This is a genomic window from Gardnerella sialicivorans subsp. sialicivorans, from assembly GCF_056746795.1.
Map to the genome: position 1 here is coordinate 32,732 of NZ_JBWPXA010000001.1, position 15,013 is coordinate 47,744.

General features: G+C 39.8%; 12 protein-coding genes. 7 read left to right on the forward strand and 5 right to left on the reverse strand.

The features are described 5' to 3' along the window. Positions 1-7: 7 nt before the first annotated feature. From AC1EKB_RS00110 to AC1EKB_RS00125, 4 genes are all read right to left on the reverse strand, one after another. Positions 8-1,450 carry a sugar nucleotide-binding protein gene (locus tag AC1EKB_RS00110; RefSeq protein ID WP_481248484.1) on the reverse strand — a complete coding sequence of 481 codons (1,443 nt, stop codon included), beginning with the start codon at positions 1,448-1,450 and terminating at the stop codon, positions 8-10. A gap of 163 nt (positions 1,451-1,613) precedes the next feature. Further along, a complete protein-coding gene (rfbB, locus tag AC1EKB_RS00115; protein WP_415694628.1) occupies positions 1,614-2,648 on the reverse strand; it encodes a dTDP-glucose 4,6-dehydratase in 1,035 nt (344 codons plus the stop codon). An 86-nt stretch (positions 2,649-2,734) separates the two neighbouring features. Continuing rightward, entirely contained in the window at positions 2,735-3,508 is a 774-nt protein-coding gene (locus AC1EKB_RS00120) for an ABC transporter ATP-binding protein (protein ID WP_481248485.1), read from the reverse strand. 47 nt (positions 3,509-3,555) lie between these two features. Next, positions 3,556-4,419, reverse strand: a complete 864-nt coding sequence (locus tag AC1EKB_RS00125; RefSeq protein ID WP_481248486.1) for an ABC transporter permease — start codon at positions 4,417-4,419, stop codon at positions 3,556-3,558. Between the two features lie 291 nt (positions 4,420-4,710). Between AC1EKB_RS00125 and AC1EKB_RS00130 the strand changes: the two genes are divergently transcribed. Then, a complete protein-coding gene (locus AC1EKB_RS00130; protein ID WP_481248487.1) occupies positions 4,711-5,553 on the forward strand; it encodes an NAD-dependent epimerase/dehydratase family protein in 843 nt (280 codons plus the stop codon). Positions 5,554-5,618: 65 nt separating this feature from the next. Continuing rightward, the gene (locus tag AC1EKB_RS00135; protein ID WP_481248488.1) at positions 5,619-6,590 is read left to right on the forward strand and encodes a glycosyltransferase family 2 protein; all 972 of its coding nucleotides are present in this window, start codon (positions 5,619-5,621) and stop codon (positions 6,588-6,590) included. A 25-nt stretch (positions 6,591-6,615) separates the two neighbouring features. On the opposite strand, the gene AC1EKB_RS00140 is transcribed toward AC1EKB_RS00135, so the two are convergent. Then, a complete protein-coding gene (locus AC1EKB_RS00140; protein WP_481248489.1) occupies positions 6,616-8,310 on the reverse strand; it encodes a glucosyltransferase domain-containing protein in 1,695 nt (564 codons plus the stop codon). 161 nt (positions 8,311-8,471) lie between these two features. Between AC1EKB_RS00140 and AC1EKB_RS00145 the strand changes: the two genes are divergently transcribed. The 5 genes from AC1EKB_RS00145 to AC1EKB_RS00165 all read left to right on the forward strand — a co-directional run bounded on the left by AC1EKB_RS00145 (position 8,472) and on the right by AC1EKB_RS00165 (position 15,008). Further along, the gene (locus AC1EKB_RS00145; RefSeq protein ID WP_481248490.1) at positions 8,472-9,794 is read left to right on the forward strand and encodes a glycosyltransferase family 2 protein; all 1,323 of its coding nucleotides are present in this window, start codon (positions 8,472-8,474) and stop codon (positions 9,792-9,794) included. 92 nt (positions 9,795-9,886) lie between these two features. Beyond that, positions 9,887-11,806: a rhamnan synthesis F family protein gene (locus AC1EKB_RS00150; protein WP_415694635.1), complete on the forward strand. Its 1,920-nt coding sequence runs from the start codon at positions 9,887-9,889 to the stop codon at positions 11,804-11,806. Next, the gene (locus AC1EKB_RS00155; RefSeq protein ID WP_481248491.1) at positions 11,799-12,950 is read left to right on the forward strand and encodes an acyltransferase family protein; all 1,152 of its coding nucleotides are present in this window, start codon (positions 11,799-11,801) and stop codon (positions 12,948-12,950) included. The genes AC1EKB_RS00150 and AC1EKB_RS00155 overlap by 8 nt, the downstream gene beginning before the upstream one ends. 1 nt (position 12,951) lies before the next feature. Further along, complete coding sequence (locus AC1EKB_RS00160) at positions 12,952-13,863, forward strand: glycosyltransferase (RefSeq protein ID WP_481248602.1); 912 nt, start codon at positions 12,952-12,954, stop codon at positions 13,861-13,863. 2 nt (positions 13,864-13,865) lie between these two features. Beyond that, complete coding sequence (locus AC1EKB_RS00165; RefSeq protein ID WP_481248492.1) at positions 13,866-15,008, forward strand: glycosyltransferase family 2 protein; 1,143 nt, start codon at positions 13,866-13,868, stop codon at positions 15,006-15,008. Positions 15,009-15,013 lie beyond the last annotated feature (5 nt).

Below are 15,013 nucleotides of genomic sequence, written 5' to 3' on the forward strand. Positions count from 1 at the left end.
ACATCCTTTACTTGTTGTTTTGTTCAATTCTATTTACGTAAGATTCAAGCAAATCTTCCCAATCGCCTGGCGTAAATCCTGTGGACTCGATTTTTTGTAAGTCAAGCGCGCACTTGTGTGGTCTAGGAGAACCATTAGATGTTCGCGTGTAATCGTCTACTCTGTTTGCTTCGATTTTGCTTGTGTCTACATTAAGTTGTGTAAATACTTTTTTAGCAATATCGTGCCAAGACGCGATTCTGCCAGATCCTGTAAGATTGTATGTTCCGTATTGTGCTTGCGTGTTTAGAAGATGGAACATGCCTTTTACTAAGTCGCTTGCAAAAGTGAGTCTGCCAGTTTGGTCTATTGGAGCTTGAACGCTAACAGATTCGCCATTTTTGCAACGGTTTGCAAAGTCAATCATGCGCGTTACAAAGTTTCGTCCTTGCCCAACAATCCAACTTGAGCGAATAATATAATGCTGTGGAACGTTTGCTACTAGAGAATCCGCTGCAGCTTTTGTTTCGCCGTACACTCCTAGTGGTGCAAAATCTTCGTTTTCTTTGTGATTTTCTTGAGTGCCGTCAAAAACATAGTCGCTTGAGATGTGCACAAGAGTAATGTGGTGTTCTTGCGCTATTTTTGCAAGATTTGCCACTCCTTTAACGTTGCTATTCCACGCGGCTCTTCGCCCTTGTGGCGTTTGTGCGCCATCTACAGACGTGTATGCTGCTGTGTTAATAATCGTTCCGTACAAATCCCAGTCATAGTGGCTGTAATCGTCTTTATTCGCTATATCGAAGCTATCTAAGTCTACGTACTCAAATCCTTCTAAATCATGCTCTTTAGCATAGTTTTGTATTGCACAACCAAGTTGACCTTTGCATCCAGTTACAAGAGTGCGTTTTGGCGCCATTGGCTTTGCGTCTTTTAGCATTGGATGGTGTAAGTCAGCTTCGCTTCGTTCGGATTCTTCTAAAGGTATTGGCCAATTAATGTGTAAATCTGGGTCTGCAAGGTTTACAAAAGTGTATGTTTTCTTTTGCTCTAGCGACCAATGTGCGTTTACTAAGTAAGTGTATGCTGTGCCATCTTGCAAAGCTTGGAAGCTGTTTCCTACGCCTCTAGGCACGTAGATTGCTTTGCTAGGGTTTAGTGTGGTTGTGTACACTTGGCCGAAGCTTTCACCTGGTCTTAAATCTACCCATGCTCCAAATACTTCTCCAGTAGCAATGCTTATGTATTTATCCCATGGTTCTGCGTGGATGCCTCTGGTTACTCCGCGTTTTTCGTTGAACGAGATGTTGTTTTGTACGGGTCCAAAGTCTGGGAGTCCTAGAGCCGTCATTTTTGCGCGCTGCCAGTTTTCTTTGAACCATCCGCGGTTATCTCCGTGTACTGGAAGATTAAACACGATTAAACCTGGAATATTGGTTTTTGTAACGCTTAGTTCTTTTTCAAATTCCATAGCATCCTACAAATTCTTTATTTTTGATTAGATTTGCGACTAGATTTTTTTGTTAGATTTGCAAACTATTGCATACAAGCTGCATATAAGCAGACTTGACTTTTGCAAACCTAAAAAAGCTTACAAACCCTGACTTTACAAAGTTTGTAAGCTTTTAGACGATTCACTGACCTTGAGCTTTGTACTTTGCTTCCGTCGCGCTTTTAGCGCCTTCCCACCACGCGCGATTTTCTGTGTACCATTTAATTGTTTGCTCTAAGCCTGTTGTAAAGTCTGTGTGCTTTGGCTTCCATCCGAGTTGCGTTTGTAGCTTTGTGCTGTCAATCGCGTAGCGGCGGTCGTGACCTGGGCGGTCTTTTACAAGCTCAAAGTCGTTTGCATCTTTGCCCATCATTTCTAGAATCATGCGCAAAACTGTTATATTGTTTTTCTCGCCATTTGCGCCAATCAAGTAGGTGTTTCCAAGTTCTCCCTTTGTTAGGATTGTCCAAACAGCACTACTGTGGTCTTCTGTGTGAATCCAATCTCGAACGTTTAAGCCTTGACCATACAGCTTTGGCTTAATGCCTTCTAGAATATTTGTGATTTGTCGCGGAATAAACTTTTCAACATGCTGATATGGCCCATAGTTGTTTGAGCAATTGCTGATTGTTGTGTGCAAACCGTATGTGCGAGTCCATGCGCGTACCAACATATCGCTTGCTGCTTTTGTTGAGCTGTATGGGCTTGATGGGTGGTATGGCGTTTCTTCCGTAAATTTAGCTGGGTCGTCTAATGCCAAATCTCCGTACACTTCATCGGTGGAAATGTGGTGGTAGCGAATCCCGTATTTTCTAACTGCTTCTAGTAGTCTAAAAGTGCCTTCAACGTTTGTTTTAAGGAATGGTTCTGGGTTTGCAATGCTGTTGTCGTTGTGCGATTCTGCAGCGTAGTGCACAATCGCGTCGTGCCCTGGAACAATCTTATCTAAAAGCTCGGCATCGCAAATATTGCCGTGCACAAAGTCAACTCTATCTTCTGGCAATCCTGCAATGTTTTCAATATTTCCTGCGTATGTTAACGCGTCTAATACTGTTACGTGTGTTTCTGGGTGATTGTTCACTACATAGTGCACAAAATTAGACCCAATAAAGCCGCATCCGCCAGTTACAATTATGTTTTTTGGCTCAAAGTTTGTTGTGTTACTCATGCTTTCCATAATATCCTCTTATATGCCTTTTGCCTTTTTTAGTTTTGATTATTGTTTATGTTTTTTTTTTAAGTTTTATTGCTTAAGATTTTCGTTTAAGCTTTATTGTTTAAGCTTTCGCGCATTACGTTAAACGCTGGTTCGGTTTGGCCATCGTAAATCATGTGCGAATGAGACAGCACTATGCAACGGGAGCAAAGTTGCTTAATTTGATCTTCGCTGTGAGAAACAATCACCATTGTTTGCCCGCGTTTTTGCTGCTCTTTAAGCCTTGTTATGCACTTGTGTTGAAAAGCTTCGTCTCCAACTGCAAGAATTTCGTCGATTAAGAAAATGTCTGGATCGCTGTGCGCTGCTACAGAAAACGCCAATCTAAGGAACATTCCCGAAGAGTAGAACTTAACCTCTGTATCCATAAAAGGCTCTATTTCGCTAAAGTCTACTATTGATTGGTATTTATCGTCTATTTCTTCTTTTGTCATTCCAAGTATTGCGCCGTTAAGATACACGTTTTCGCGACCAGTTAAGTCGGCAGCAAATCCTGCTCCAACTTCGATTAGTCCTGCGATTCTTCCGCGCGCAAAAACTTCGCCTTCGTCTGGTTGCATAACTCCAGAAAGCATTTTAAGCATAGTGGACTTTCCGGAGCCATTCATGCCTATTAGTCCAACGGTTTCGCCGCGTTTAATATTAAAACTAACATTGCTTAAAGCTGTAAAGTTTTGTGTCTCGTGCTTTTTAGATGGCGGTGTTAGCAAGTTTACAATCGACTCTTTAATCGAATGATTTGCTCGCAGCGAGAATCGTTTAGTAACGTTAGAAACGCTTAACACAACGTCTTCTGGAAGTGTGTTGGAAGACTTATTCATATATAACTCCTGCTGCTTTTAAAAGTAAAATCCAAATCTTAGTAAGCTTAAATTTCTTGAGCAAACTTGCCTTCAAGATGTCTAAATGTAACTTCGCCAATAAGTAGTACAGCAAACGCAACTACAAGGCTTTCGCAAAGTCTTAAAGACCAAGATCCTGCAAATTGGAAAGTGTGATCTGTGGCATTTAGCCAGAATCCGCGGTGGAATGCTTCAACGCTTATTGCAATAGGATTTGCATAATACATCTCTAAAACCCATCGTGGTGCGTGAGCTGCAACCATTTGCCACGTGTAGAAGCACGGTGCAAGCCATACAGCAACCATTGCTACCAAGTCTGTAATATTTTCTGCATCTCGGTAAAAAACGTTGATTGCTCCAAAGAATAATCCAAGACCAAACGCAAACGTGCATACGCTAATAAATCCGATTATTGCCACTATTATGCCTGCAAAATCTGGGATCCACCCCATGCATAAAGCTCCGATTATAAGCACGATTACTTGTGGGAAAAAGTGTACAAAAGCAACTCGTAGCGATGCAAGTGGGAATAGCTCTCTAGGAAGATAGATTTTTTGTATTAAGCCAGCATTAGAAAGTATTGATCTTGTGCAATTAGAGAATGCTTCTACAAAAAAGTTTGTTACTATGATTCCGCTAAAAAGGTACAGTGGGTAGGCTTGAATTCCGCCTCCGCGGCCAAGTCCTAAGAAAATCCCCATTGCAACGTAGAACACTACAAATTGCGTTATTGGCTTTACATACGTCCAAGCCATACCGAGCCAAGAACCGCGATATCTTATGCGTACTTCTTTTTTTACAAGTAAGTCAAGTAAATAAAGGTATCTTGGAACGTCAATCAGACCTTTGCTTCTACCAGGGTGATAGATGGCGTCAGACTTTGTTGTCATCGCTGCCTTTCTTACAAATTTGCAGTGTGTATGCACATATAACTTTGTTAAGTTTACATTTGGGGATTGATTTGATTCAATATTTGACTCAATATTTGGTCAAATATTCGGTTAAGTTATGCGCAATATTATACGTGATGTTATACGCAGCATAACATGTAATAATTTTAGCTTTTAGATTAATTGTTAATTTGATTATGATGTACTTTTTATGTGATTATTTTGTGATTATCTTGTTCTATTTATTTTGGCATGTTTGAAAGTTTTTATACGCTGCTAAACTGAAAAATTATGAGTAAGCGAATTCTTGTTACTGGTGCTGGTGGGTATATTGGTCGTCACGTTGTTAAAGCTCTTTTAGATGCAGGCGCTAGCGTAATTGCTTCCGACTTGCGTTTAGACGGTGTTGATGAGCGTGCAACGCGTATTGAAGCGAATATTTTTAGCGATGATGCTGATTTGTTCACAAAGCTTGGTTCCCCAGACGTTTGCTTGCACATGGCTTGGCGCAACGGTTTTAAGCATGCTGCAGACACTCACATGGAAGATTTATCGAACCATTACCGCTTTATTCGTCTTATGCTTCAAGGTGGCTTAAAGCAGATTGCCGTTATGGGCTCTATGCACGAAGTTGGCTACTGGGAGGGCGCTATTGACGAGAACACGCCTTGCAAGCCAGCTTCTATGTATGGCATTTCTAAGAACGCTTTGCGTGAAGCTACTTTGCTTTTGGGCAAAGAGTATGACGCTACTGTTCAATGGATTCGCGCGTACTACATTGTGGGCGACGACGCTCGTGGAAACTCTATTTTCTCTAAGCTTCTTCAAGCTGCTCAAGATGGCAAGAAGACTTTTCCGTTTACTACTGGCAAAAACAAGTACGACTTTATTAATGTAGACGTGTTAGCTAAGCAAATTGCTGCAACCGTTTTGCAAGATAAAGTAAATGGCGTTATTAATTGCTGCACGGGGGAGCCTGTTTCGCTTGCAGATCGCGTTGAGCGCTACATTCGCGAGAATAATCTTGATATTTCGCTTGAGTATGGTGCATTCCCAGATAGACCATACGATTCTCCAGCAGTTTGGGGAGATAATAGCAAAATCCAAAAGATTATGAGTGATTTTCTAAAATAGTTATTGAAAATCGTCACTTTTCTGGATTTTTAATGCTAAATTATGGTTTTTAGAAAGGATTAACGTTGCGTGAAACATTGCAAAACGGCAAACGTCCATGCATATATTTTGTTCTTCCTTGCTACAACGAGGAGCCTGTTCTTCCGCAAACTTCTAGTATTCTTTTAAGCAAAGTTACTTTTCTTATTGAAAATAAGATTATTTCGAATTCTAGCCGTATTCTTTTTGTGGATGATGGCTCTAGAGATTCAACTTGGAATATTATTTGCGATTTACACCAGTCGAATCCTTCGCTTTTTGGCGGTGTAAAGCTTGCGCATAATCGTGGTCATCAAAATGCTTTGCTTGCTGGATTAACTACAGCATATAAATCGGGTTGCGATGCTGCAATTTCCATGGACGCTGATTTGCAAGACGATGTTGATGTTGTTGATCAATTTATTGCAAAATATGTGGAAGGCTACGAGGTTGTGTATGGCGTTCGCTCGTCTAGAGAAACAGACACGTGGTTTAAGCGCAACACTGCATTAGCTTTTTACAGTGTTTTTAAGTGGATGGGTGCAGAAACCGTTCCAAATCATGCCGATTATAGACTTATGGGCAAGAATGCGTTGAAAGCTCTTTTGGAATACAAAGAAGTTAATCTTTTCTTGCGTGGTATAGTGCCATCGATTGGCTTTAAGTCAACAAAAGTTGAGTATGTGCGTGGTAAGCGCAAAGCTGGTGTGTCTAAGTATCCGCTTAAAAAGATGATTTCGTTTGCTATAGATGGCATTACGTCTTTTTCTACTAAGCCTTTGAGTTTTGTAACATTTGCAGGATTCGCGTCTATTTTAGTTTCGCTATGTGTATTTGTTTACGTAATAGCTTCCGTTTTGCAAGGAAAAGCAGTTGCTGGCTGGGGTTCTGTTATGTTCTCAATGTGGTTTATTGGCGGATTGATTATGCTTTCAATCGGCATTGTGGGCGAATACATTGGAAAGATTTACATGGAATCTAAGCATCGCCCACGTTACGAGATTGAAACTACTATTTAGTAATATCTAAATATCTAACTCCTACTTAATGCTTATTTTGCACTGGTTCAGAGAATTTTACGACTATATACTTGTTATCTAAAACAGTAGTGCATTTATTCGAAGGCCAAGAAGGCAGATTTTGTACGGCCTCTTCTGCGTTTATATAAGCGGATTCTAATACAGGAGTTTCCATCTTAAATCCAGTAGCTGAGCGTATAAAACCAGCTTTTACCCATGTGCCGTGAAGAGTTGAGAATCCAATCTCAAACATTGATCGCCCAATAAGTTCAAGCTGATCTGACTTAAATTCGCTAGGATTGTAGTCCGATATGTGATTGCCAACAAATATTACTTTAAGCGGATTTTTATGATTTGCTTGTAGTACTTCTATTCTTCTAGCAACATCTTGAGCAATGTAATAGTCTCGGTTGTAAGTCATGTATTCCGTGTAATACAAGCGATTTACTGTAAACGACTGACTTAATCCAATAATTGCAAGAAGAACGCACGCAATAATCGTTGTTAAAGTCTTTTTACTAAATTGCGTAATGTAATGTAACAAATACATGCATGCAAAAGCGCCAGCAAGCGGGTATGTTAGTTCCGTTCGCGCTATTCCAGATGTGCCAAGTATTACGCTCATCATCATAGGGCTTGCAACTATAGCAATAGCAAAAATAATAGTAAAAGCGTTAAGCTCTTTACGAATCACTTGAACAATAGTTAATAACACTAAAGAGATTAATGCAATTGTTATAAATGCGCTATGGAATATTGTTCTTCCTAGATACATGTTTTTTGCATGCGAAAGTATAGTATGAATGATTTTTGTTATAGGGTCTTTACCCCAACGCATTTGTTCTTTAATGTACGGATCTGTGAATGTGTGGTTGGCGGCTATAACAATTTTGTTCAAAATCACATAGCATGCATAGCTTGCTATAAACACGCAAATATACGTAAAAACGTAGCTTACTATGTTCTTGAATTTGCACGCATAGTCTCCTTTAATCATTAGTGCAATCATGGCTGTTCCAGCAACAAAAACAGTAGTCATTGCTAAGTAGAGAGTAAAACCAAAAATTGCAAAAATCAGAGCCATTAATGCGTACGTTAAAAGAGTCTTAAGTTGCTTGCGATTTTGGTACGCGTTATGCGCACACATAAGCGATATGCTAACAAACATTAGCGCACAAGCTACGTCATCTCCCATAAGCAAGAATCCAAGCATTTCTGCAAGAATAGGAGCGCTTATAAACGGAATCATAAATAAAGCTGGGTGGAATTTTGCGCCTAAATTGTGCGCTTTGCTAAACAAATATGCCCATGTTGTTGCGGAGGCAAAAAGTGCAAGAATCATTAAGATTCCAGCTAATGAATTGTTATACCAGTACCTTCCTGTAACGTACTTAAAAGCTAGCAATCCAAAGCGTTCTAGGCGAATCCAAGAATTGTAAAGAGCCTTAGATCTAGAGATCATCTCTTCTGTGTCTATAGAAAAAGTGTTAGAAAAAGCTTTTTGACCGTATGCAATAATCAAGAAAATCGCGCTTATTGCAAGTTCTGCAACATTAGATTTGCAAAAATCAAGAAAGCCGTTAAAAGAATACGTTTTTTCTATAATTGCTCCAGTTGCGCTAGTTGCGTTGCTTTTTTTGCCGCATTTTTCGAGTGTAGCTGAATCTTGTAGTTGATTAGTGTTTAATTCTTTAATGCAACTAGAGTCTGCTTGATTCATACTACAATCCTTCTATGCGTTTAATCTACATGCGCTACTTACAATTGTATTATAAGATTCTAAAGATTCTATACATGTTCAACAAGCTATAAGGATTACGTTTAGTAGTACAATAGATATGATTTGTGCTGTTTTACCGATTAGTGTGCAATGGAGACGATATGAATCCTGCAATTTCCATAGTGGTTCCTGCTTACAACAAAGAACCGTATATTAAGCAGTGCATGGATTCTCTTATTAATCAAACTCTTAAAAACATTGAGATTATTGTTGTTGACGATGCTAGTACAGATAATACTTTGCAAATTTTGCGCGATTACGAAAAGAAAGATTCCAGAGTAAAAATTATTGCTAAAGAACATAATTGCGGCAGACATGTTGCGCGTAAAACTGGTGTTCAGGAAACTATTGGGGATTACGTTCTTTTTGTTGATGCAGATGATGAGATTGAGATTAAAGCTTGCGAAGTTCTTTACTCGTACGTTAGTAGTCATCCTGCAGATATATTGCATTTTGGTGTTTCTATTCATCCAGAAGGCAAAGCGGACGAGGATTTTGCATACAGCTACGATCAAATGTATGCGCAAAATAATGGTGACCAAACTGGCGATAATATTATTAAATCAACGTTTTCTAGTGATTTTCCGCATTGGACACCTTGGAATGTTATAACAGCGCTTTTTAAGGGCGATTTAGTTAGAGATGCGTTCAAAAAAACAGTTTCAACACGACTTTCTAAAGCAGAAGATGCTTACGAATATTTTGCTATTGTAGCTTTTGCTCAAACGCTAAAAGACTTAACAGCTTTCCGCGCGCTTAAATACCATATTGGCAGAGGAATTTCTGGAAGATCTAAAATAAGCGTTGAAAAATTCACTGTAGAACAACGAAGTGTTAAAGATGTTGTAAGCGCTGTTTACGATTTTGCTGGTGATTTTGTTAACGATTCCAACGGTGCTTTTGTTAATGATTCTTTCGACGATTGCGCGCTGAAAAGTCACAAGCAAACCGTTAAAGAAGCTGCAAAATGGTTTGATAATCGTGGATTAAAAATAGTAAAAGATGAGTTCTTTACACGCCTAAAAGTCGAGGATTTTCAAGAAGCAATAAACGCTGTTATTGAAACATGGGGATTAGAACGCGCGTGCTCGATTGTGCTAGAAGAGCTTGTAGACCTTATGAATCAGGTTGTAGAAAGCGATTGCATAATAAAACACGGTTCAGTGTGTGATGTTCTTCTTAACGTTTACCGAAACATTAAACCAGATAGTTTTAATAACCCACAGAACGCAACTTATGCTGAGCAAGTAGACTTAATGTCTTTGCATATTATGCAGGTGAATCAACAAAAATATGAAGAAGAGCAAAAGCGTTTGCAAATTGAAGAGCAAAAACGTTACGATGCGATGCCAGCTTATAAGCGTTTTGCAAAAAAGATAAAAAATATGATTAAAAACTTAACTAAACCAAAGAGTGATAAGTAAAAGTTAAGAAATAAATAAATTTGCGATTAAACAAATTACAAAATTACACAATAGAATAATCAAGGATAATTAAAGGTAAATCAGGAGATAACATGATTTTGGAAAATCCAAAGCGCTTGGGCATTTTCTTCTTTTACGATGCACAAGGTCACGCAGACCACTATGTGTCTACGCTGCTTGACGGATTCAAACCATTCTTTAACGAGCTTGCGATTGTAGTAAACGGCAAAATCGACGAGCCAAGCAAAGCGATGCTTAAAAGCTATGCGAACAAGTTTATTTTGCGCGAAAACAAAGGTTTTGACGTGTGGGCGTACAAAACCGCAATGGACTCTTACGGTTGGGCAGAGTTGGAAAAGTTTGACGAAGTAGTGTTATTTAACGCAACAATTATGGGTCCTGTGTACCCATTTAGTGAAATGTTTAACGCTATGAACGCAAAAGACCTTGATTTTTGGGGCATAACAAAGTTTCATAAGGTTAATGGAGACCCGTTTGGATACAGTCCGTACGGATATTTGCCAGAACATATTCAATCGCATTTTCACGCATACAGAAAAAGCTTTGTTCAATCTAAAGATTTTCAGGATTATTGGAATAATCTTCCACCAATCAACAGCTACTTTGAGTCGGTTGGATTGCATGAATCTGTGTTTACAAAGCGATTTGCAGATAAGGGTTACAAGTGGTCTGTATACGTTGATACGAGTGATTTAGAAGGCTATTCTTATGGTCCAATAACGTATGCTGCAAGGCAGATTGTGGAATACAAGAGATGCCCGATTTTTAAGCGCAGGTCTTTCTTCCACGATTACTCCGATGTTTCTACGCAATCCGTTGGAAACCCAGCATTAGACTTATACGAGTATTTGCGTGACCACACGGATTACAACACGGATTTGATTTGGGAAAATGCTTTACGAAGCATGAATATGGCAGATTTGATGAAGAATCTTCATTTGCGATACATTTTGCCACAAAATCAGATTGTAGAAAGCTCATCAACAGCTACATCTAAGCCAAAAGTCGCGTTGTGCATGCACTTGTATTACATGGATTTGCTTGAAAAAACGATTCAATATGTGCAATCTATGCCAGAAGGATCGGATATTATCCTAACTGTAGGATCGAAAGAAAATCAACAAATCGTGAAACAACGCGTGAAACATCTTCCATATAATGTGGATGTTCGATTGATTGAAAATCGTGGTAGAGATGTAAGCGCATTTTTAGTTGGCGGCGGTGCGGACCTTATGAAGTACGATTACGTATGCTTTGCTCACGATAAAAAAGTTACGCAATTATCGCCTAGAAGCATAGGCGATGGCTTTGCGTACAAGTGCTTTGAGAATATTCTTGCAAGCAAAGAGTATGTGCAAAACGTTATAAATCTGTTTGAAACGCATCCGCGACTTGGAATGGCAATGCCAACGCCGCCAAACCACGCAGACTACTTCCCAGGATTTACGTACACTTGGGGTCCAAACTTTGAAGGCACAAAGAAGTTCCTAGAAAAAAAGTTAGGAATTAGCGTTCCGCTAGACGAAAATAAAGACGCTATAGCTCCACTTGGCACAATGTTTTGGTTCCGCACAAAAGCTATGCGAGGACTATTGGATAGAAAGTGGACTTACGAAGATTTTCCAGCAGAACCGCTAAAAATAGACGGAACGTTGTTGCACTTTATAGAACGAGCATACGGATATGTGCCGCAAGCCAACGGATATTATGACGCATACATATTTTCGGACCACTTTGCGCGAATAGAAATGACGAATCTCGAATTCGATGTGCGAGAACTCACGAAATCTGTGAGCACGCCATGGATTAGACGCAACTTGGAAGAAACTTGTAGAGAAATAATGCGCGGAAAGCGCTTCCGCTACGCTGCTTTAAGAGTGTTAAGAAGTATGGCAAAACGTGTATTTTATAAGACTTTGTACATAGCTCAAAGAATTGTGCACATTGGTCGTAAAGGTAACGTTGGTAGTGAAGGTAAAGAAGATGAGTGATATAAGCGTAAATACAGACGTGCAAAAATGCGCTCGCGCGCGCGCAAGAAAACCGCGACTTTTCTATTTGGATTGGATTCGCGCAATAGCTGCGATTTTGATTGTTGTAACTCATTTTAACAATCCGTATTTGGAGCCAATGCGGTTCTTTGTAAATAGACCGTTTGGAATCTACATTGGTGGATTAGGAGTATCGCTATTTTTGATTATTTCTGGCGCTGCTCTTATGTACAACTATGGCGATAGAGAAAGTCTTGATTTGCGCACATTCTACACAAAGCGCGCAAAAACGTTGTATCCAATGTTTTGGGTGGCATTTGTTGTGGCGAATATTTTACTGTTTATTCGCAATAATGGCTATATTTTTGTACCAAGGCATAAAATAACAGCAATTTTTTCGCTTTTTGGAATGGATGGTTATGCTGCTGCATTCGGTGTAGGGACTTTTTATATTCTAGGCGAATGGTTCTTAGGATTCATAATACTGTTTTACATAGTGTTCCCTCTTTTAAGAGTTGGCGTAAACAAAATGCCAATAACAACTGTGTGCATTGTGTTGGCTCTATATGCTGTAACAGTTGTGTTCTTTATGTTTTACCAGATTCCACGAGTGCCGTCCGACATTCTTTTAACAACAAGATTGCCAGAATTAGTATTTGGCATGATTTTTGTAAAGTTCATTAAAAAAGTTCCGCATTGGCTTGCTGCAGTATCTTTTGTGATTCTTGCAGCACAACAATTAACGCACGTTTTGCAAGGCAATATTGCCGTTACGATTGTAGGAATATTTGCTTTCTTGCTGCTTTCTTATATTGGTGAACTTGTTAAAAGTTTTAAGCCATTAAGCGCGTGTACAAAGTTTATATCCGCATATTCGTACCCGATTTTTTTGGTACACCATGTGTTGATAATGCAAGTGTTTACAGTAATATACCCAGTGTGGCTTAATCGCTGGCAAGCGTACGGATTGCTAATCGCAGAGTTTGCGGTGATCCTTGTGCTCTCTGTAATACTCAAGCGTTTTACAAACTTGATTGTTGGTTTTGCGAGCAAATGTTGCGTGAAAAGTGGTAGCAAGAATCGTGTTGAAAGTGCTGTGAGAAATCGCAGTGATAGTAGCAGCACGAATCGCAGTTTGGACTAAGATGCGTATTTGTTCTGGAATAATCACCTATAATCCAACTTTAACAGACGTAAGCACGTGTTTAGAAGCTCTATGCAGTCAAGTAGAGCGTGTAATAATCGTAGACAATGCGTCTAAAAATGTTAAAAGTTTGCAAGAAGTTGTAAGCAAATACGCAAACGTGACTTTAGTTAAAAACAGTCAAAATATTGGTTTTGCAAAAGCATTAACGCAAGTGTTTGAATGGGCAAAATCGCAAGGATTTGACTGGGTGCTAACGCTTAACGACGATTCTGTTGTGCCAAGCAACATGATTAGCGAATACAAGAAAATCCTGGAAAATCAGGGAAATCTTGAAAATGCAAAAAATGCAAAAGTCGCAATTGTATGCTCTTTGCTAAAAAACCGTTTAGACGGCACGATTTTACACAGCAAATGCCACGAAGACGAATGTATAACGTCTGGAAGCTTAACAAGCGTAGAAGCGTGGGCTAAAATCGGCGGATTTGACGAATGGCTAGAAATTGACGGAGTAGACTTCGACTTTTCAAGGCGACTTGCGCGCGCTGGCTGGAAAATCGTAGAGTGCCAAAACGTTATAATGGAACACCAAATCGGCAAAGCGCGTTCAATAAACTTGATTATAAAACACCCAATCGTGTGGAACCACAACGCAAATCGCAAGTATTACATAGCGCGAAATATGCAAGTAGTGGACTACAAAATGGGAACATATTCGTATGCTAAGTCGTTGCGTGCGGTTGTGCGAGATATGATTTTCGTTGCGTTGTGGGAAAAGAATAAATTTGCTAAGATTCGCGCGATGATACGCGGATTTAAGGATGGGCAGAAAAAGATTCGTCAAATGCGCAAAATCTCATCTAGCAAAATCTCATCTTGTAAAGCAGAGCAGAACGCGGTTTTGAAAGGATAGCAATGGAAAATTACGCTAAAAACGAAAATCCGCTAGTTTCTATAATCGTGCCAGTTTATAATTCTGCAAAGTATTTGAGCGGATGCGTGGACTCGATTCTTGCGCAAACGTACAAAAACATAGAGCTGATTTTGGTAGACGATGGGTCAAAAGACGACTCGGGCAAAATTTGCGATTCATACGCATCAAAAGATTCGCGAGTTAAAGTAATACACCAACAAAACGGCGGAATATCGCGCGCGCAGAACGCAGGGCTTGATGCAGCGAGTGGGGAATTTATAGCGTTTGCAGACAATGACGATATTCTAGATTGCAAAAATATTGAGATTTTGCTAAACGCTATTTTGCAAAGTGGAGCCAGTATGAGCAAAGCGAAATGGCAGCAATTCGGACTAAGTAGTTTAGAGCAGATTAAAAAAGAAGCTGGCTTGGGTGCGCGTGGCTTGGATGCGAGTGACTTGCGTGCGGAAAAATCGCCAGCAACCGAGCGTTTAGAGAACGCGACTCAAATAAAAATCGTAAAAAATCCTCTAAAAGCGTATCAAACTGTATTTTGCAAAATATTTAGAATAATCGGAAACAAGCTCGGCAAAAATAGCGAAGCGCGCTACTTTAACGAAGCGAATTGGTGCAGGCTGTACAAGCGAGAAATCTGGGATGGAGTGCGATTCCCCGAAGGAAAGTTTGCGCAAGACACGGCAATGGCAAGCGTTCTGTACTCGCGCATGAATTGCGTTGTGCATGTGGATGCAGTGCTGTATTACTGGTTGCAGCGCGCGGATTCCGTAACGCATAAAATGCGAGACGCAGGTTTTTATCACGATCATATTGATGCCGTTCGAGCAAATTGGGATTTATGCTTAGAACACAATGTTGTGCCAGCAAGAAGCTACTACACAATGGTTGGAAACTTGAGGTATGAGCGATGCGCGCTGAAAAGTGGGGAAAATACGCTTGATGGCGGAAAAAATAGCGACGCAGAACTCCAAAAAATATACGAAAAAAATTATGCTAAAGACGTAAAATTTGCTAAATCAGCTGTTAAAAAGCTTACGATTTTACAGCGCGCGCAATGTTTTACTATGGCGTGTGTTAGGAATCTTGAAAAAATAATCTACGATTACAAAATCAAAAATATGAAGTAGGCGCA

Coding starts and splice junctions, on each gene's coding strand:
- AC1EKB_RS00160 (WP_481248602.1), top strand. CDS start 12,952: ATGCGTATTTGTTCTGGAATAATCACCTATAATCCAACTTTAACAGAC.
- AC1EKB_RS00110 (WP_481248484.1), bottom strand. CDS start 1,450: ATGGAATTTGAAAAAGAACTAAGCGTTACAAAAACCAATATTCCAGGT.
- AC1EKB_RS00130 (WP_481248487.1), top strand. CDS start 4,711: ATGAGTAAGCGAATTCTTGTTACTGGTGCTGGTGGGTATATTGGTCGT.
- AC1EKB_RS00125 (WP_481248486.1), bottom strand. CDS start 4,419: ATGACAACAAAGTCTGACGCCATCTATCACCCTGGTAGAAGCAAAGGT.
- rfbB (WP_415694628.1), bottom strand. CDS start 2,648: ATGGAAAGCATGAGTAACACAACAAACTTTGAGCCAAAAAACATAATT.
- AC1EKB_RS00155 (WP_481248491.1), top strand. CDS start 11,799: ATGAGTGATATAAGCGTAAATACAGACGTGCAAAAATGCGCTCGCGCG.
- AC1EKB_RS00150 (WP_415694635.1), top strand. CDS start 9,887: ATGATTTTGGAAAATCCAAAGCGCTTGGGCATTTTCTTCTTTTACGAT.
- AC1EKB_RS00140 (WP_481248489.1), bottom strand. CDS start 8,310: ATGAATCAAGCAGACTCTAGTTGCATTAAAGAATTAAACACTAATCAA.
- AC1EKB_RS00145 (WP_481248490.1), top strand. CDS start 8,472: ATGAATCCTGCAATTTCCATAGTGGTTCCTGCTTACAACAAAGAACCG.
- AC1EKB_RS00165 (WP_481248492.1), top strand. CDS start 13,866: ATGGAAAATTACGCTAAAAACGAAAATCCGCTAGTTTCTATAATCGTG.
- AC1EKB_RS00120 (WP_481248485.1), bottom strand. CDS start 3,508: ATGAATAAGTCTTCCAACACACTTCCAGAAGACGTTGTGTTAAGCGTT.